We start from the raw sequence: 19,221 nt of genomic DNA, 5'->3' as shown, positions 1-19,221 counted from the left end.
AACCCTTTCGATACCATGCGTCCACTCTGAAGAAGAGGAGAAGGAGGGGCTTTTTTGGTATCTTTGTGGCGTGCGGCTGGTTAGTCGCACGATACTCTTTAGTTAACTACTGCTTCTTATGTACCGAGTGAATGTCTCTTTCTTTCTCAAAGCTCAGGAGTATGCGCTCCTTGACGAGTTCCTACGCACTAGGCTGGTGCCACTACTCCGTGACGATGAGGGCGTGGCGCAGGTAGATCTCCTAGAGGTGATGGCGCAGGCGCCTGTCGTGGAGATGGCGCAGCCGATGGACGATATGGTTCTAGCTCTGCTCATCTCTCTAGAGCAGGAGCGAGATCTAGAGCACTATCTCTCTGAGGTACTGGGCGAACGTTTGGAGCTGCTGGGCAAGACCTTCGGCGAGCGCGTCCTATACCATGTCACACCGATGAGAGAGATCGCACTATGAGCAAGTCACGTGGCGAGCGCATACTGATAGGCATTGATCCTGGCACCATCGTGATGGGCTACGGGCTGCTTTCTGTGCGGGGGCAGCATGCCGAGATGCTCACCATGGGGGTGATCGAGCTGAGCCGTTACGAGGACCACTACACCCGTCTGGGACGCATCTACAAGCGTGTGGCGGGGCTGATCGATGAGTTCCTACCTGACGAGATGGCTCTGGAGGCACCGTTCTATGGTAAGAATGTGCAGTCGATGCTCAAGCTGGGGCGGGCGCAGGGAGTCGCTATGGCGGCGGCCCTGAGCCGAGATATACCCATCGCAGAGTATGTGCCGATGCGTGTCAAGCAGGCGATCACGGGTACGGGGCAAGCTTCCAAAGAGCAGGTGGCGACAATGCTCCAGCGGGTGCTACGCATTCCCGCCGAACTGATGCCCGAGAAGCTTGATGCGACCGATGGCTTGGCGGTCGCCTACTGTCACTTCCTGCAAACCTCCAATGCGGTGGCTACGTCCAACGAGAGTGCCAAGAGCTGGAAGGAGTTTATCAAAGCCAACCCCAACAAAGTGCACGGACTCTAAGCGAAACCAAACCATGACACTAGGAACTATGACCTCAACCCGCAAACTACTCACACTCCTCTGCTGCTACCTCTGTGGCGTACTGCTTCTATCGGCACAACAAGCGACAAAGCAAGTGGCTCCTCTCGGCATTTGGGAGGGCACCCTACAAGTTTCAGGCACGGAGCTACCGCTCCGCTTCAACATCTTCAGAGATAAGCAAGAGACTATCTACTGCACAATGGATAGTCCGTCGCAGATGGCGACAGGTATCGAAGCAACAATCGAGCTTGCCGATGGCATCGTCATCACCATCCCGAACCTATACGTTCGCTACGAGGGCAAGCTCGTGAGTAGCGATACCATCGTAGGGACCTTTGCGCAGGGTGGTATGTCGCTACCGCTCACACTCGTACGGGCCAGCAAGCCCGCCAAGGCTGATCGTCCGCAGACACCACAGCCACCCTACCCCTACGAGACGGAGGAGGTGACCTTTTACAATGGCACGGCACCGCTCCACGGCACGCTCACCTACCCTGTCGGACATCAGGCAGGGAGCCGTGTGGAGCAGGTCGTTCTCTTTGTCTCTGGATCGGGCATACAGGATCGTGATGAGACCCTTGCGGAGCATAAGCCCTTTGCCGTGCTGGCGGACTACTTGGCTCGGCAGGGCGTAGCGACGCTGCGCTACGACGACCGTGGCTATCACGACGATATAGACTCGGTCGGTGTTGCCGAGGCGACCACCGCAACGCTAGCGGACGATGCTGCAGCGGCGATCAACTTCCTACGCAGTCGGAAGATTTTCGACAAGGTGGGCGTGCTGGGGCATAGCGAGGGCGGTACCATCGCCTTCATGCTGGCAGCTCGAGGTATCCCTGACTTCATCATTAGCTTAGCGGGGAGCACGCTGCCTGGCAAGGAGGTTTTACAAGACCAGATGGACCTTGCCCTAACTCGGGCGGAGGTGCCAGAAAAGCTTCGCGCAGAGTATCTACGAGCTGCTGTAGCAACCTTTGACCAAGCGGCTCAGAGCGACTTGCGTGGCGAGGCTTTGGTCACCAAGGTGCTTTCGGAGGGACATTACCAGCTCCCTATTGGGTTGGTTTTGGATCTCAAGAAGGTTGCCGACGGGCTGACCCCTTGGCTGATCTACTTCACACAGTATGATCCAAAGGGGGATATAGCGCAGACGCACTGCCCAGTGCTGGCGCTCAATGGTTCGCTAGACCAACAGGTGCTAGCGGATAAGCATCTGCCCGTCATCGAGCAGAGTCTCCCGACGGGGACACCACGGCAAGTGTGCCAGCTGGAGGGGCTGAACCACCTCTTCCAGCATGCGACGACAGGAGCCGTGAGCGAGTATTATCAGATCAGTGAGACGATCGCTCCCGAGGTACTGGAGCTGATCGCTGAGTGGCTCACCAAACTAACTAAATAAGGAGTAAATCAATGAGTAAGATTAAGATGCCAAAGAGCGGTGAGACGGGGCAGCTCTTGTGGCGATATGACCCCAAGGATAGCTCTCTCACGCTGTCAGGTACGGGAGCTCTGCCCGACTACCCTATTGGGCAGGCCCCATGGTTTGAGTTCAACGATCAGATTGATATGATCGTCCTGAAGGAGGGTGTGACCCGTATCGGTGACTACGCCTTCTATAACTGCACGGAGCTCACAAGCGTTGAGATACCCGAGGGGGTGACCTATATCGGAGAGAGCGCCTTCGCCTGCTGTCAGAGCCTAGAGTCTGTGACGATCCCAGGGAGCGTCACGGAGATTGGCGAGGGGGCTTTTGAGTCTTGTGACAGTATGCTCGCACTAGAGCTTACCTCGGGACTGAAGTGTGTGGGCGCTTTTGCCTTTAGCGAGTGTGTCGCTCTCAGGGAGCTCGTCCTCCCAGACACGGTGGAGCGGATCGGGCGTAGTGCTTTTGCAGGTACTATGGCGCTCCACGAACTGGTCATCCCGGGCAATGTGCAGGAGATCGGGGACAACGCTTTCAATGGTTGCATCCAGCTCAGCAGTCTCACGCTCTCGGAGGGCATTCGGGTGATTGAGGAGATGGCTTTCAGCAATTGTAGTGACCTTACGAAGGTGCTAATCCCCGCCTCGGTAGAGCGTCTAGGCGATGGAGTCTTTGCGGACTGTCTGGCTATGGAGCAGATCTCCGTAGCTCCAGAGAGTGAGCACTACGTCGTGCGGGATGACATCCTATACAGTAAGGATCTGAGTGTCTTGGTACACTACCCTGCGTCTAAAGAGGAGCAGGAGTTTACGATACCTGAGGAGGTGCGTAAGATTGCGGGGCTAGCCTTCGCGAGCAACTACTTTCTAATGGAGGTGATGCTCGGAGATCATCTAGAGGAGGTGGGGTCGTATGCTTTCGCCCGCTGCTCGAGTCTCAGCTTTATGTCTCTGCCTGCACAGACGACTCGTCTTGGGGTTTCCCCCTTCCACGACTGCATCATGCTCCTCGAGATCGAGGTGGATCCGAACAATCCATGCTACTCCTCGATCGACGGCATCCTATATAATAAGGAGCAGACGCAGCTGATCCAGTATCCAGCGGGACTTTATGATGATGATGTCTATAGAATCCCCGACACGGTGCAAGAGATCGCTGAGAATGCTGGCTACGATGCTCAAGACCTTGAGGTCCTAGTGATACCCGAGAGCGTGCGCAAGATCGGAGATATGGCGTTTGCCTTCTGCGATAAGCTCCGCAAGGTGGAGATACGTGTTGCCGACCCCGCACAGGTGGAGGTCGGAATAATGGCTCTATTTAGCGTAGCTGGCACGGCTCGCAAGCTCATTGTGCCAAAGGGAAGTAGCAAGCTCTACAAGAAGAGCGAGAGCTGGCTAGAGTTCACCTCAAACATTGTCGAGGCGAAGGATAAGGGATAGAGATTAGAAGTTAGAGGAGCCCCGCGTCACGAGTTGACTTGCGGGGCTTCTTTTGCGTAACTGTTTTTTGTTGAGTTGATTGCTTTTAGTACCTTTGCCAGCGATCTTGGTTAGTGGAGAGGTGCGCCACTCCACTCTAAGAGGGAATCAGGTGCAAATCCTGAGCAAACCCGTTGCTGTAAAGCTCACCAAAGGCTAATGTGTCATCGACTTGATGAAGCCACTGCCCCGCTAACGTCACTCAGGGGTGGGAAGGATACACCTTAGCGAGCTAAGCCAGAAGACCTGCCACGATCCTTTTTCTATCAGTCTGCAACGTGGACTTTGCAGCACGATACGCTTGGGGCAAGGGGGCGCTCGTACGCTCTCTGGTACTAGATGACTGGGACAGATGCTCCTAGTCCGTGGCTCGTTGAGCCGTAAAGTCGTTGATTCGTAAAGTCTGCCACGCTGTACTGATACAGCATGTTAGTTCCCCTAGACTCTACGATATGAGACCTATCTACTCGCTTGTACTACACAGCCTCGCCTATCTACTCTTCTTAGGTGTGGCGACACTCTCTGCCCAGGAGAGTCGCATTACAGAGGTGGTCGCTTACCACCCAGCTCCCGGACAATTTATGGGGAGCGAAGTGATGGCGAGCAAGGGCGTAACAACTTATCAAGAGCTACTCCAGCAGGCACAGCGCATCCTCGTCCAGGATGGGCGCTTTCTCTCTCTCGGTGGGTGGGGTGGCTACATCATCGTTCGCATCCAGCCCGCATTGGTCAATCAACCTAACCAAGCGGACTTTGCGATACTGGGCAATGCTTTCATCGGTAATGCCGAGCCAGGGATCATCTATGTGAGCCAAGATACTAATGGTAACGGACTGGCGGACGACCCATGGTACCGCATCCGTGGCAGCGAGGACTATCGGAGCAACCTAGACTACGCAATCACCTACTACAAGCCAAAAGACCCATACAACGACCCCGTCGCTTGGAGCGACTCGGAGGGTGACTCGGGACTCATACCGCGCAATAAGTACCACACGACAAATAGCTACTACCCGCTCTGGGAGGGTGACAAAGTAACCTTCTCGGGGGTTCGCCTACCAGACTGTATGAAGCAAGAGCATGAGGGAGGCCTTTGGGAGTCTCAGCCTTACGCTTATGGCTATGCAGACAATCACCCTAACGGTTCCCTGGGTAGCTACATTGATATAGACAGTGCAGTCAATGCTAAGGGTGAACTGGTACAGCTAGATCGCATCGACTTTCTCAAGGTGCAGACGGGCGTCCACCAGCAGACCGATGAGACGGGCGAAGTCTCGACCGAGTTTGCGGGCATCAAGCCCCTCGCCAAAGGAACCAGCATCATTTCCCCCACAGTAGCGACACCAGCCGTGCATCTCTTCTATAGCGACAACCAGCTATATGTCGAGAGCGAAGTGACGGGTACGCTATACCTATATAATATAGACGGGCAACTCGTCTTGACGCACCCGCTCTCTGTGGGTAGCGCGACGGTCGCTCTGCCCGCTATGAGCGATTGCTACGTCGCACTCTTACGCCTAGAGGGCGGAGCCTTTGCGACTTATCGTATATGCAGACAATAACAAACTATACATTCACTCAATTACTATGCAAAGAACAGTAACGACAACGCTCCTACTACTCTGCTGGTTACTCCTGCCACCGATCGTGTGGGGACAAGAGGACAAGACGCTCTTGATGCCCACGTCGATCTATGGCAATAACGAGCATAAAGTGGGAGACACCCCGCTCATCCTCTACGATAGTGGAGGAGCCGATGGCAATGCCCAGGCAAACAAAGCTGGTAAGATCGTCTTCATGCCAGAGCAAGCTGGCAAATGTATCGAGATAGAGATACAGGAGCTTGCCTTAGCCAATCAAGACGAACTTTACATCCTCGAGGGCAGTGCACCTTTCTCTGATTGGCTGACGCCTAACGAGAAATTAGTCATCAGGAAGTTTGCCAAGGCGGATAGACCAACGCTACCCCTTAAGCTTCGCTCTAGTGACAAGTCTGGTAAGCTAACAATCGGTAGCAAGACGAAGGCGAATCCAGGCGCAGGCTTTAAGATCATCGTACGCACGGTCGATCAGCCTGCGATCAAGATTACCTCTATCCTAGAGGACAAGAGCGCTAGCCACGACCCTTACATCGGTGAGCAGTCGCTCATCGTCTCTAACCTCAAGATTACAACCGAGGGACTAGCCAAAGCTCCCAAGCTGACGGCTCTGCACTACAAGCTCAGCAACACAAAGCCGAGCGACATCACGGCGATATACCTCTACGAGGTGAACAGCCGTAAGCCCAAGCAGCTAGACGCTGACAAGCTACTCGGCAAGACGACCGAAGTCTCTGCCGAGGGTACGATCACTCTCTCTAAGGAGTACACGCTCTCTGAGCCTAACTATGATCTAGTTCTGGTCGTTGACCTCAAGAGCGACGTGGCGGCTGGTAGCCGTATTGATGTTGCTACGACGAAGCTCACGACGACTCTGGGCGATCACGCCGTAACGCTCCAAGAGCCTAAACCGCTCACCGTAGAGGATGCCTACGCGCTTGCTAAGACTCCGAAAACCTACACCGTAGGCGACAAGTCTCTGACACTATACGACGATGGCGGTAAGCACGAGCCGATCAGCGAGAAGTTTGACGGATACGCTGTCTTCAAGCCAGAGACTGCTGGCAAGGTGATCCAGGTAGACTTTACAAAGCTAGATCTCTTTAGCTACTCTTCTATCGGTCGTGCCGACCTAGTTGAGGTGTACAATGGCTCAGAGGTCAATGCGGACAACCTCATCATCAAGCTCAACAAGGAGAAGGCTTACAAGGCAACTTCTACAGCTTCTGACGGGAGCCTGACGATCCGTCTCGTAACGAATGCGGGGACTCCCAAGGCTGGCTTTGAGGCTCTGGTCTCTCAGATCGCTCCTCTGCCTATGGCGGTTGACTCGCTCTCGGGTAGAACCATTGAGGTTGACACTTTTGCAATGCCTATCAATGCAAGTGTCAAGCAGGTCGGCATGGTTGCCTTCACGCTCGTCGCTCAGGGAACCAAAGACCCTGTCACACTGCAGCGTCTAGACCTAAGCTCTATCAGCAAGACGACAGACATCGCTCAGGTTGCTCTCTACTACAGTCCGATCGTCGATGACTTTACGAAGGCTAAGGAGATCGCACACTGGGACTTTGCCCAGGCACTCACCGCCACACTCCCCACACCTCAAGCACTGCGCGAGGGGGCTAACCACTTCTACCTAGTCGTAGACCTCCAGGAGACTGCGAACAAGGGAGGCAAGATCAACCTATCCATTGATAAGATCCACCTCTCGGCAGGCGAGAAGACGCTACCCGAGAAGGAGCGCACCCGCACGGAGGCTCTAGAGGTAATGAATAAGATGGTGCTCACCCTCGGTAAGCATCATGTCAAGGTGTACGAGCCTTGGGACTTTACGCCTCAGCTCAAGCACAGCCTTACCACGGGATATGACACCGACGCAGGCGAGCGTAGCGTCACCTTTGAGGCTACCGCTCCAAACAACGTCATCCAGCTAGACATCAATGAGTGGGACTTCTACTATTCCTCTTGGGGTAGCAAGCCTACGCTCCGGATTTATGACGGTGAGGATGCCACAGCTCCTCTGCTCTTTGAGCTAAAGCCCGACCGAGAAGCCTTCAAGACGAAGCCATCCGACTACATCCGCTCTACCCAAAAGTATCTGACCTTCGTCTTTGACGCTAAAGGTGGTTCCGGCTCGCTAGGCTGGCGTGGTCAGGTCAAGCAGTACCTGCCACAGGACATGAAGGTGGACTCAGCCGCTGCAAAGCAGATCGAGCTTCCCTTCATCGCTGTCGGCTCAGAGCTGAACCCTGTCTTAGCTCTTGACATACATACGATCGGAGACCGCAAGCCGATCCACATGGACGGTCTCACGGTAGACCTCAAGGGTGGCGCTCCTCAGATCAAGCGTGTGGCTCTCTACGCTACTACGGCTGAGGGCACACTCGAGGCGAACAAGCTCATCGCAGAGGCTCAGGTGGAGCCAACGATGCAAAGCGTTGATCTCCCAGCCGATGCACTAGCGAAAAACGGCACGCTGAAGGAGTTTGCCAATAACTATATCCTCGCAATAGACATTCGCAAGGATGCTCCATTAACTGAGAGTATAGACGTGGCTATCGCCAAGCTAACTGTCTCTGGTAAGCCTATTACCGTCCGTGACGCTGATCCTAAGGGATCGTACAAGCTGGTCAACATCTTCAATCACCCAGCCTCAGGCGACAATAAGGAAGTGACCGTAACCACGCCCCTATCGTACTACGACGAGGGCGGTCCCGATGGCAAGGTGCTCAAGAACACAGGGTCGTACGTGACCTTCCTCCCATCCCACGAAGGCGAGGTGGTAACCCTCACGATCGACTCAATAAATCTACGAAGAGCCACCTTCGGCATCTACTCTGGACGTGACCACAAGAATGAGAGCAAGCTTCTCTCCACTGGAGATAACAACATACTCAAGCAGACTGGTGTCAGAACCTTCACCTCGCAAGAGCAGGACGGCTCTCTGACGGTCTACTTCAAGGGTTCAGACACTTACACTTTCGGGTGGGCTGCTCGTGTAGAGAGCGTCAAGCCTCGCGACCTTTTTGTTGAGAAGGTCTCCGCCACGGCTCTCCCCGTAGATAAGCAGGGTGTACTCTCGGGTAGCTCACTGCCCGCTGTACGCATCGACCTAACCACAGCTGGAGAGAAGGGCAAGACGACCCTCGAGAAGCTACAGCTAGAGATCTCTAGCGAAGGCATCGAGGAGCTCGCACTATACGCTACAGGAGCTATCAGTGAGTTTGATGAAGCTCATCTGATCGCAACGGCTAAGCCACAAGCTACGCAGACGGAGGTCATCTTTAAGTTTGACCCCGCCGATATACTGAAGCTACCACGCACGCAGTACTACTGGGTCAAGGCTCAGCTCGCTGGCGACCTCAAGGTAGGCACTCCTATCTCGGTTACTGCCAAGAGTGTTACCATCGGAGGTGCCAAGTACGATGTAAAGCAGGAGAAGCCCTTTGACACGAAGACGCGCAAGGGTGGACTCCAAGGCACGCTCCGTGTCGGCTCTAGCAGTGCTGCCTCCTACAAGAGTCTAGCTGCAGCCGCTAAGGATCTGACCAAGCAGGGAGTCTCTGGCGCCGTCACCGTAGAGGTCGAGCCAGGTGAGTATCCCGAGGCAGTCCTCCTAGAGCGTATCCCCGGAGTTTCTGCCAAGAACAGCATCACCATCGTTGGTCTCGGCAACACTCGTGACGAGGTCGTCCTCTCTGCCAATGGGTATAACAAGCCTACTGGAGACGATGCCCACCGACGTGCTTATGGTGTGATGACCGTACGCAATACCCCCTACGTGACGCTACGAAATATGACGATCCACTCGACAGACCTAGGCTTCCCAACAATGGTCTACGTACAGGAGAACTCATCGCACTTCACGATGGATAATTGCCATGTCTACACCAAGAACACGAGCAACTCTAACTACAACATGTCTCCAAGCCTTGTTAAGGTAGAGGGAGCTAGCAACCCACACGCTCAGAGCTGTGATGTCTTGGTTGAGAACTCGCTCTTTGAGGGTGGACACATTGCTCTACAGATCGGTGGTACGACGACCGTTGCCAACCCCGTAGGCAAGGGCTATACGGTGCGCAACAACCGCTTCGTAGATCATAGCGGTAAGGCTATCTACGTCACACGTGCCTCCGAGGTGCTTATCGAGGGCAACGAGATGGTACAGCAGATCGCTCCTCAGAGGGATTACAGCGGTATCGATGCGACCTTCCACACGGATGCTAAGATCATCGGCAACGACTTTGACCTAACACAGCCGAAAGCTTATAAACTCAGCAACCTCGTCGGTATCAATGTCCGTGAGGTACAAGGCGAGGGGCTACTCGTCGCCAACAATGTGATACGCATCACGCGTGGATCTGCTACTAGCCGAGCTTTTGCAGCTAGCAAGGTGACAGGACTGAACTTTGTCTTCAACACCGCTATAGCTCGTGACGGCAAGTGTACAGCACTCCTCATGCTCAATAACACGATTGCCTCGTCTCTCATCTCAGACAACATCCTGCAGAACCGAGACGGTGGGGGCATCCTCTTTAGCAATCAACCGCTCCCCAACGAGCAACTCACTTGCGACCGCAATGCGCTCTACACCTCTGACAGCAAGGGCGTACTCATCACCGCTAAGGGTAAGAAGTACGACGCAACCAACTATCAGCAGGCGACAAAGAGCACAGCATCCAAGATCGTAGAGGTACCCTTCGTCTCTGACAAGGTGCTCTACCCGAAGGATATGACCGTACTGCCACAGGGAGCTCCGCACGCTGCTATCACAACGGACATCCTCGGCACAGCTCGTGACAAAGAGCATCCGACCGTCGGTGCTTACGAGCAGGATCCTAATGTAAGCAACGAGGCTCCTAAGCTAACCAACAAGCAGGTGGTTCGTACACTACATCAGTCCGCTACGATCTCTGTCGAGCCAGATCAGATGACCGACGTCTACCTGATGACGATCGTAAAGGGCGAGAAGGCTCCAGACGCTGCTGCGATACGAGACAAGGGCAGACACTTCACCGCTCTTGGCAAGCGTACGACTGAGTTTACCATCATGGGGCTAGAGCCTGAGACCACTTATGAGGTCTACGGACTCCTCCACGGTACGCTCAATAATAAGGATGCCGAGCCTGAGCTCCTCTTTACCTTTACCACCACCTATATGCCTACACGAGTAGCTACCTTTGAGAAGGACAACCGCACCATAGAGGGCGATGTCGTCTACTCAGGGACCAATAGCTTCGCAGGAGTCAAGGTCGTCGAGGACTTCACCCGCTCACGCAATCAGATTGCTGAGATGGCGGGCGACAAGGTGACCATCACCGTGACCAACTCCAAGGGCAAGATACCTCAGCGAGGCTTCTCGCTCATGGCAGACCGCCCCGTCTATATGCGCATCGATGGCGGTACGCGTATCACGCTCCCCGCTACTGAGCAGGAGTGGGCATACGTAGACCTGGCTCAGAGAGGCGACATCCATGAGGTGACACTCGAGAGCCGTGGCAAGCTATGGATCGACGACTACAACGGCGACGCCCTCGCCATGCAGCTCGCTATCGCTCCCGTGACCATCAATCTCGGACAGCAGGCTCAGCTGACGGCTGAGGTGATCCGTGGCGTAGCGCCTTATAGCTATAAGTGGTCACAAGGCGACTCACTGCAGACTGTCTCCGTAACTCCTACGCAGACGACACGCTATAGTGTCACTGTGACCGATGCTGCTGGTAGCCAAGTAACCGAGAGCGTCTATGTTTACGTCAATGGACTACACGGCGAGGCGATGGTGGCAACCTTTGAGGAGGAGCCACTCTCTAGCGAGGAGCCTTACAGCCAAAAGGCTCCATTCGGCAGTGGCTCGTTTGCTTTCTCCAACAGCTACAATGCTGAGTGGAATAGCTGGAGTGGCTTTGCCCTAGCAGCTAGTGCCGATACGACCTACACGGGCAACTTCCAGACGCAGCAGTATAACAACGTCGTCGGTGGTGGTCAGGAGCAGGAAGGTAAGTCCAAGCAGTATGTCGTGGCTTACTGCCCAGGTGATAATCCTCAGTGGGGCTCTTACAATCCCGTCGTCACGGTCATGTCTGGTAGCGACCGCAAGGTGCAGCTCGAGGGTGTCTATCTGACCAACACAGCGTGGGTCAAGAGCTTTGCCACCCAGGGCGATAAGAACTATGGCCGTCCCGCCTTTAAGGAGGGTAGCTTCTTTATCGTGACCATCACGGCTGACAATGGTAAGAAGGTCGAGGTACCACTCATCGACTATCGCAATAAGAAGCGCGAAGTGGTCAACGACTGGAAGTGGGTCGATCTCTCCTCTCTCGGTGAGGTCAAGACGCTCAAGTTCTCCATCCAGTCGAGCGACAGCTATGCGCCTAGCTACTTTGCAATGGACAACCTGCACATCAAGCAGGATGCCTCTACCAAGCCCGCTAAGGAGCAGATAGCCCTTGAAGTGGTCGCAACCACCGAGAGCACAGCGCAGATACGCTGGCAGACGCTCCCCACGCAGGTAAGCTACACCGTAAGCTATCGTCCTGTAGGAGCTGACGCTAGTGCGACGCAGACGATGCGCCTTGATCCTACGCAGCAGCTCCGCTCGCTAGAGCTTCGTGACGGCTACGTCTACACCACCCTCGAGGGGCTACAGACGGGCACACGCTATGAGGTCACCGTCGAGGCGACCATCATGCCCGCTATGCAGACGGTCGCTCAGGGTAAGACCACCTTCACGATTCAGGCGACGGCCATCAACGCTATCGACGGTGAGACCGCACGTGTCGTAGCCACTCCCGAGGGTATCCTCGTGATAGGTCTACAGGGTGCGACCGTTGAGCTCTACACAGTTAGCGGTGCTCAGATAGGTCGCTACCAGATCACCGAGCCTGAGCAGCTCATCGCTGAGCAGCTCCAGTCTGGTATCTACATCGTCGCAGCCCACAAGGCAGGCGCAGTACGTACCTTCCGACTGATCCTCTAGCGATAAGCTATACACGGAGCCTTAGCTCCACACGCTTCGTAGCCCCACTCGGTCCTCGTGCCGGGTGGGGCTACTGCTTGGTGCGGGGGGCTCTCCTACCCGCCCCAAACTCACGCCACAAGCGACAATAAGGAACACTATCCAAGTTTTCCAAAATCATTCCTCGCTTGGAAACTTTCTTTTCCTCCGTAGGACACTTTCTTTTCCTCCGTAGGAAACTTATCTGTCCTCCTAGGAAACTTATCTTTCCTCCGTAGGGAACAGCCATTGTCCACGGAGGAATGAGAAAATTCTTCGGAACTTTGATTTCATTCTTCCGAAGTTTCATTTCATTCTTCCGAACTTTTATTTCCCGGTTCCGTGGGGAAAGTTCGTTTTCCACCGAGCTATTGGGAATTTCCTCGTTATGCGCTACTCTGTATCGCTTATTTTGCTAACTTTGCTCCTACTGCGAGAGGTTAGCTAGTGCAAGCCATTTACGGTATATGGGGCGCCTTCTGACCACTCGCTACGAATCCACAACGGCAGCACGGGTAGCGCTACAATAGGGCGCACGCAACCTGCCAACAATACTTTCAAACAATCTAACGACACAATAGAACTATGGCAACTTTATCACCCGAACTTATACAGCAAGCACAGGAGCGTGCCAAGCAGTGGCTCGAACCCGCTTTCGACAGTGAGACACGTCAGCAAGTAGAGGCTCTCCTTGCGGCTGAGGACAAGACGCCTCTCGTGGAGGCTTTCTACCAAGTACTAGAGTTTGGCACGGGCGGCCTGCGAGGCATCATGGGCGCTGGTACCAACCGCATGAATAAGTACACCGTCGGCATGGCTACGCAGGGCTTGGCGAACTATCTCCTGCAGTGCTTCGCTGGCGAAGAGATCTCCGTAGCTATCGGCTACGATGGACGCAATAACAGTCCCTTCTTCGCTCAGACGACGGCCGACGTGCTTACGGCAAACGGCATCAAGGTCTACCTCTACGATGCGCTGCGCCCTACCCCGATGGTTTCCTATGCGATCCGTCAGCTGGGCTGCAAGAGTGGCGTCATGGTGACTGCCTCTCACAATCCCAAGGAGTACAACGGCTACAAGGTCTTCTGGAGCGACGGTGCTCAGATCATCGCCCCGCACGACAAGGCGATCGTCAATGAGGTGAAGAGCATCACAGACATTGACCAAGTGAAGTGGCAAGGCAATCCAGCGCTCGTCGAGATGATCGGAGCCGAGATGGACGACCGCTTCATCCATGATGTCTGTGCCCTATCGCTCTCGCCTGAATCGGTGCAGCGTCACAGTGATATGGCGATCGTCTATACACCCATTCACGGTACTGGCGTACGTATCGTACCTCGTGCACTAGAGGCTTTTGGCTTTAAGAATATCATCCATGTGCCCGAGCAAGATGTGATCGACGGCAACTTCCCGACGGTCATCTCGCCGAATCCCGAGGAGCCGGCAGCGATGAAGCTGGCGATGGAGCGTGCCGAGGCTACGGGCGCTGATCTCGTCCTAGCGAGTGACCCTGATGGTGACCGCATCGGTGTCGCTGTGCGCAACGAGCAGGGCGAGCTACACCTGATCAATGGTAATCAGATCTGCGCCCTCCTGACCTACTACACGATAGCCCGCCGCAAGGAGCTGGGCGACCTGCGTCCCGATGACTTTGTGGTCAAGACGATTGTGACCACGGAGTTGATCCCCACCATTGCCAAGGACTACGGCGTAGAGTGCATGGACTGCTACACGGGCTTTAAGTGGATCGCCAACGAGGTGCGTGAGCAGGAGGGCAAGCGCCGCTACATAGGTGGTGGCGAGGAGAGCTACGGCTACCTCTGGGAGACCTTCGTACGAGACAAGAGTTCGGTGTCAGCTTGCTCTATCTTTGCAGAGCTGACGGCGTGGGCACTGGACAAGGGGTTGACCATTGATAAGCTTTTGGAGAAGATTTACAACGAGCATGGCTACTTCCTCGAGAAGGGTATTAGCGTAGTGCGCAAGGGCATCAAGGGCGCTCAGGAGATTAGCCAGATGATGGTCGACTACCGCTCCAACCCGATGAAGGAGCTGGCTGGCAGTCCCGTGGTGAAGATACTAGACTATCAGTCGCTCGAGGGTAAGTGTCTCAAGAGTGGCGAGACCTTCCCAATCAAGATGCCAGCTACCAGCAATGTGCTACAGTACCACACAGCGGACGGAACGGTCCTCTCGATACGTCCCTCAGGTACGGAGCCTAAGATCAAGTACTACATTGGGGTCACCTACAAGCGTGGCACTGACCCTGCCTGCGACAATCCCGAGCAACTACTCCGTGATCGTATCCAGGCGATACGTGAGCAGCTAAGCATCTAAGCAGGTACACATTATTATATGGTTACAGACGACATCTACCGGCTCATCTCTGAGCATCAGATCGCCCAAGCGGTCAAGCTACTAGGCGAGCAGATGCAGTCTCACGTGCGTATCCCCGTGGAGCAGCGCGACCGCTACCACTCGGCAAAGCGTATCCTAGAGACGATGCTACAATACCTAGAGTCTCCGATACAAGACCCTGAGCTGGTGACGAACTACAGCTACCTGCTCCGGACACTCTATGAGGTGACCGATGCACTACGAGATACGGAGTGGGTGGCTCAGTCGCCTCAATACGAGAAGCAATCAAACTACTACGCTCTACTGCTAGACAATGGAGGACTCGCAATGGTTGTCGAGCAACTGACGCTCCAGTCGAACCTCGCAACGGTTGACCGACCACGCTACGACGAACTGGTCAAGCGCCTCACAATGGGACTCCTCTATACGCAGGAGTGGAGCGACGAAGTAGCCACCTCGCTAGACCAGCTAGACGACTACATACAGCAGGCAGCTCTCACGGCTGTAACCCTAGCTTTGCTACGCTCGTGGCACTGGGGTAAGCTCTGCTGGCTACTCGCTAAGCTGATGGAGACACGAGGCGAACAGACGATGGTGCGCATTCGTGCTGTCGTCGGGGTGCTCCTCGTCGGCGAACTATACAGTAGCCGTCTGGCACTCTACGAGGAGCAGCTCCCCTACAAGCCTCAGCAGATCAGCGAGGCGATTACCCTCGAGGAGTACGACATGATCTGGAGCCATCGCCTCCGCATGAAGTACACGCCACAAGTGGTGGAGTATGTGCAGAAGCTCTTCGGACGCTTCAACAGCCCAGAGTTTCAGCAGCGCTTTCAGGAGATCATCTCTTCGACGGGCGACAGAGAGGAGCCAGCCACCTTCGAGAGTGTCTTCGGGAATGAGGAGGAGCTCCTCCCTCTCGTGGGCGATGTGCAGGAGGGCTACGAAGCGCTGAAGCGTCTCGTGGCTCGTGGTTTCGATGTCAACGCTTTTGCGACTAGCTCGCTCCTGCAGGGACCTTTCTTTGAAGATGAGGCGCATTGGTTAGTTCCCTTTGACCTGCAGCACAGTTCGCTGGGAGCCGTGATGGCTCAGTTTAGCAATGAGTACCAGCTCGGCGAGGATCAGATCATGACGCTACTGCGTGAGTCCATCTTCCAGCAGGTAGACATAGACTTCTACGGCTCCATCTTTAGGATTAGCCAACTGCCTGGACAGGTGCTACAAGGCATCTCGCAGGGCGTCCTAGCTATGGAAAACGTGATCAACCGCACCCCTTACATCCGTCCACAGGAGCGACGGACGCTAGAGGCGGACGACTATACGAAAGCGCTACAAGGCTACATCTGCCAGCTGGCACGCATCTTCACCTTTATTGAGGCAAAGGTGGCTGCTAAGACACCCTTCATGATGCACTTTGGCCAGCCCAATCCCTTTGCACAGGCGCAATCGGAGCAGCTCTGCGACAAGCATCTCGACCTATTGCGCGCTTACTGCGTCCAGACGAAAGAGTATGCAGGCGAGCAGGCTGCTATACAGTTTCAGCTGGGACGCACCTCAGAGCCAGAGGCTCGTGCGCAGCTTATGTACCGCCTTGCGCAGACCTATTACGAGGAGCAGAAGTACATGCAGGCTTACTTCGTCATGCAGCAGATCCCTCCGCAGCTACTCTCGGGAGACACGAGCCCGCTCTTTATCGCCCAGATCCTCTACCGCATGGAGCAGCCGATGCTCGCCATCTCACTACTAGAGCAGGTGCGACAGCAGGCAGATCCTGAACGGCCTTCGCTCGCTATCTCACGACTACTCGGTGTGCTCTATGTAAAGCTCCGCATTTACGACAAGGCGCTCCCGCTGCTCTTGCAGTGCGAGTTTGAGGACGAGCACCCCGACACGCTCTATCCGCTCATCGCTTGGTGCCTCATGATGACACAGCGCTGGGAGGAGGCAAAGGCTTACGCTAGTCGCTCCGTTACCTCGTACGATCAGCTGGGCAAAGACTCTCTGGAGCTTCAATACAAAGAGTTTGTACCCCTACTGCCCGCTCTCTTTACGCTCGTCGGCGGAGATCTACAGGGCACCCTGCAAGCTCTGGGCAAGCTCCTCGCATCGGCTGACGAACAGCAACAGAAGCGGTTCATCTCCGCCTACGGGGAGTGCATGTACGACCTGAGGCAACTAGGCGTACCGAGCCATCTGCTGGAGCTAATACAGACTTGGCTCCATCAGCGCATCAATACTTTCTAAGTTTATTCACACAGACCAAATACACACCTCTATTCATGACAAACATTCATCAGTTCGACTTCTCCGGTCTCCGTGCTCTCGTGCGTGTAGACTTCAACGTTCCCTTTGACGACAAAGGGCAGATCACCGACGACACCCGCATGCGTGCCGCCCTGCCTACACTACGCAAGATCCTATCCGACGGCGGGAGCGTCATCATCGCCACGCACCTCGGCCGCCCCAAGGGTCGTGACCCCAAGCTCTCTACAGCGCTCATCGTGCCCCACCTCAAGGAGCTCATACACGTACCCGTCATCCACTGCCCCGTGAGCCGTGGTGCACAGGCACAGGAGATGGCGCAGGCACTTCAGTCGGGCGAGATATTAGTATTGGAAAACGTACGCTTCGAGGAGGAGGAAGAAGGCAAGCTCCGCAATGCTGACCAGTACACTGACGAGGAGGCTCTCAAGGCTGCAAAGGCTGATCTCAAGGAGCGTCAGAAAGCTTACGCTAAGGAGATGGCCACGCTAGCAGATGTCTATGTCAACGATGCTTTTGGAGCAGCACACCGAGCACACGCCACGACGGCGCTCATCGCTCAGTACTTTGCCGCAGACAAGAAGATGTTTGGCATGCTCATGCTACAAGAAGTCGAGGCTGTACAGCGTGTCCTGCATGGTGCTAAGCACCCCTTTACCGCTATCTTAGGAGGGTCTAAAGTCTCCTCCAAGATTGACATCATCCTCAACCTGATGGACAAGGTGGACAACCTCATCATCGGGGGCGGTATGGCCTACACCTTTGTCAAGGCGCAGGGTGGCGAGATCGGTCGCTCCCTCTGTGAAGAGGACAAGATCGACGTGGCACGGGACATCATGGAGCGCGCTAAGGCTAAGGGCGTACGACTCCTCCTACCCGTAGATACGGTCGCCACGTGCGACTTTGCCAACGATGCGCCTGCCGAGACCTTCCCAACCAATCAGATCCCTGCCGACCGCATGGGTATGGACATCGGTGCTCAGGCTTGTGCCGACTACCGTGAGGTTATCCTGACCAGCAAGACGATCCTATGGAATGGTCCTGCGGGAGTCTTTGAGTTTGACAACTTCGCTCGTGGCTCCGAAGCTATAGCCAAGGCAGTCGCCGAGGCTACACGACAGGGCGCCTACTCGCTCGTCGGTGGCGGGGATAGTGTCGCCTGCATCAACAAGCTCGGGCTAGGTGACGAAGTATCTTACGTATCCACTGGTGGCGGTGCGCTCCTAGAGGCTATCGAGGGCAAAGCTCTCCCAGGCATCGTAGCCATCGACCCCAACTATGGCAAGTAATATGGGACAAGACGCATCCGCTACCCCACTCGTCTCGCTCGTTCGTATGACACGGTGCGACCTCTGCAATGAGACGCACCAGCACCATCTGCCTACGCTCAGACAGCTCTACGAGGAGGCCTTTCCCCATAGTGAGCGTCGCCCTTGGAGTGACCTAGAGCAGCTCATTGGGGCGCAAGGCGCTTACCAGTTCTTCCTCTTGGAGCATCCAGAGCTAGGGGTCGTGGGCTTCATCACGCTGTGGCACTTCGACGACTTCTACTACGGAGAGCACTTTGCCATCCTACCGCAGCTACGCAACCATCGCCTAGGCGAGCAGACGCTACAGACGGTCAAGGAGTACATTGGGCGCGAACCAATCTACTTTGAGGTTGAGCCCGAGACGCTCTCCGAGATAGCTGGGCGACGCATCAACTACTACGAGCGTAATGGCTTTCAGGTGGTCAAGCGGGACTACCTGCAGCCCCCGTATCACCGTGAGGAGCAGGGCGTACCGCTCTACATCATGTCGTCCGAGCTAGGCGAGAGAGACTTCATTGAGCGAGTCTGCCAGACACTCATTGATCAAGTCTACCCACACTTCTAGACACGACATCCCCATCAACGTAAGAGGAGACGGCCACACCAGCTGGTCGTCTCCTCTTTTTCTTGTTTCCTCCCTTGGAACCGAAAAGTTACAAGAGGAGAACTCTTTTTGGAACTCGTATGTACTACTAAGCCAACACAAGACAAAGAGGTTCCAAGTCCGCCCCTCAGCTTTCGCCCAAGGGGGGCA

The 19,221-nt window shown here is 55.1% G+C and carries 10 protein-coding genes and 1 riboswitch; all 10 genes read left to right on the top strand.

The window, feature by feature from the left end; translation table 11 throughout:
• Nucleotides 1–118 precede the first annotated feature (118 nt).
• Nucleotides 119–448 carry a hypothetical protein gene (locus tag PORUE0001_RS07845; protein WP_007365915.1) on the top strand — a complete coding sequence of 110 codons (330 nt, stop codon included), beginning with the start codon at nucleotides 119–121 and terminating at the stop codon, nucleotides 446–448.
• Nucleotides 445–1,023, top strand: a complete 579-nt coding sequence (gene ruvC / locus PORUE0001_RS07840; protein WP_004331386.1) for a crossover junction endodeoxyribonuclease RuvC — start codon at nucleotides 445–447, stop codon at nucleotides 1,021–1,023. Before PORUE0001_RS07845 ends, ruvC begins: the two co-directional genes overlap by 4 nt.
• A gap of 28 nt (nucleotides 1,024–1,051) precedes the next feature.
• Entirely contained in the window at nucleotides 1,052–2,443 is a 1,392-nt protein-coding gene (locus PORUE0001_RS07835) for an alpha/beta hydrolase family protein (RefSeq protein ID WP_007365905.1), read from the top strand.
• Nucleotides 2,444–2,454: 11 nt separating this feature from the next.
• Nucleotides 2,455–3,906 carry a leucine-rich repeat domain-containing protein gene (locus PORUE0001_RS07830; protein ID WP_007365916.1) on the top strand — a complete coding sequence of 484 codons (1,452 nt, stop codon included), beginning with the start codon at nucleotides 2,455–2,457 and terminating at the stop codon, nucleotides 3,904–3,906.
• 90 nt (nucleotides 3,907–3,996) lie between these two features.
• A riboswitch (cobalamin riboswitch) is annotated at nucleotides 3,997–4,214 on the top strand.
• A gap of 183 nt (nucleotides 4,215–4,397) precedes the next feature.
• Complete coding sequence (locus PORUE0001_RS07825; RefSeq protein ID WP_007365897.1) at nucleotides 4,398–5,507, top strand: hypothetical protein; 1,110 nt, start codon at nucleotides 4,398–4,400, stop codon at nucleotides 5,505–5,507.
• A gap of 25 nt (nucleotides 5,508–5,532) precedes the next feature.
• A complete protein-coding gene (locus PORUE0001_RS07820; RefSeq protein WP_007365900.1) occupies nucleotides 5,533–12,519 on the top strand; it encodes a DUF4465 domain-containing protein in 6,987 nt (2,328 codons plus the stop codon).
• Between the two features lie 603 nt (nucleotides 12,520–13,122).
• Nucleotides 13,123–14,874, top strand: a complete 1,752-nt coding sequence (locus PORUE0001_RS07810) for a phospho-sugar mutase (protein ID WP_007365906.1) — start codon at nucleotides 13,123–13,125, stop codon at nucleotides 14,872–14,874.
• 18 nt (nucleotides 14,875–14,892) lie between these two features.
• Nucleotides 14,893–17,139 (top strand): tetratricopeptide repeat protein, encoded by a 2,247-nt coding sequence (locus PORUE0001_RS07805; RefSeq protein WP_007365894.1) that lies wholly within the window; start codon nucleotides 14,893–14,895, stop codon nucleotides 17,137–17,139.
• Nucleotides 17,140–17,174: 35 nt separating this feature from the next.
• Nucleotides 17,175–18,446 carry a phosphoglycerate kinase gene (locus PORUE0001_RS07800; protein WP_007365908.1) on the top strand — a complete coding sequence of 424 codons (1,272 nt, stop codon included), beginning with the start codon at nucleotides 17,175–17,177 and terminating at the stop codon, nucleotides 18,444–18,446.
• On the top strand, nucleotides 18,436–19,032 hold the full coding sequence (locus PORUE0001_RS07795; protein ID WP_198400687.1) for a GNAT family N-acetyltransferase: 597 nt from the start codon (nucleotides 18,436–18,438) through the stop codon (nucleotides 19,030–19,032). Before PORUE0001_RS07800 ends, PORUE0001_RS07795 begins: the two co-directional genes overlap by 11 nt.
• Nucleotides 19,033–19,221: the final 189 nt, after the last annotated feature.

Origin of the sequence: Porphyromonas uenonis 60-3 (assembly GCF_000174775.1) — a bacterium.
Classification (GTDB): Bacteria; Bacteroidota; Bacteroidia; order Bacteroidales; family Porphyromonadaceae; genus Porphyromonas; species Porphyromonas uenonis_A.
Note: the sequence above shows the minus strand (reverse complement) of the source record. Positions and strands in the feature narration are given on the sequence as shown.